Below are 814 nucleotides of genomic sequence, written 5' to 3'. Positions count from 1 at the left end.
TGTCCGGGCAGCAGGTCTTTTATCCGTTCCCACGCCTCGTCGCTTATATCGTGCCGGTGAATGCCTTCATTTTCTTTCATGCTTCCCATTTTACCTCTTTCCCTTTATCCAGTCCACACTACCTAGAAAGCAAACAGCGCATAGAAGGCAAAGGCGAACCGCTATGCTTTTTGAACAAGCAGAAAGTGTGTTTTGTATGGGTCAAAACCATTCGTGAATCGGCTACGCTCAACGGCTTTACCCGCGATACAAAATCAACCTGTCGCGGATTTATTCGGTGTTTGTAAAAAGTTCGGGAAAGATTTGCCGTCAGCGGCGTCAGCATATGTGCGCCACACTATAGCGGTATAGAAGCACTACACTCACGGATAAAGAAAACGTCCATTACTCTGTCGAGAAACATTGAACCATAGAAACTGTTCGCTATTGGAGATGAGGGGACTTGAACCCCTCGCCTCTTGCATGCCATGCAAGCGCTCTAGCCAGATGAGCTACACCCCCGTTCCTACACATAGATTTAGCATTTATTACGCTCACTATAAGGTAGATATTGTTACTATAGTTTTTTGCGTTTTACTTGTCAAGCGTGTGTTCGGGTACCACTGTCCGCGTCTTTTTCAGCGGCTTTGCAACCTGCGGGAAGGCGTCGGAGCATAAAAAACCCGCCGTGCTGTTTGTAGCTGCGGGGGGGGGGGGTAGGTATCTGTTTTGTTTTTTGTTTTATTTGTCAAACACATAAACACCGCCCACCCTCGCAGTTTTCCCGTAGCACGTTTTTGTTTTCTTCCCGCGATAACCACCTGCCTCCCGCCCC

The 814-nt window shown here is 48.0% G+C and carries 1 protein-coding gene and 1 tRNA gene; one reads left to right on the top strand and one right to left on the bottom strand.

Annotation, left to right across the window (positions count from 1 at the left end):
- Nucleotides 1–287, top strand: a 287-nt coding sequence (locus AWU74_RS11855) for a hypothetical protein (RefSeq protein ID WP_187150909.1), incomplete at its 5' end; no start/stop codon positions are given.
- Nucleotides 288–427: 140 nt separating this feature from the next.
- On the opposite strand, the gene AWU74_RS06580 is transcribed toward AWU74_RS11855, so the two are convergent.
- A tRNA-Ala gene (locus tag AWU74_RS06580) sits at nucleotides 428–501 on the bottom strand.
- Between the last annotated feature and the right edge of the window lie 313 nt (nucleotides 502–814).

It is taken from the genome of Treponema endosymbiont of Eucomonympha sp. (genome assembly GCF_001028545.1).
The sequence above is the reverse complement of the archived record's forward strand: the minus strand, read 5'-3'. Positions and strand labels throughout refer to the sequence as shown.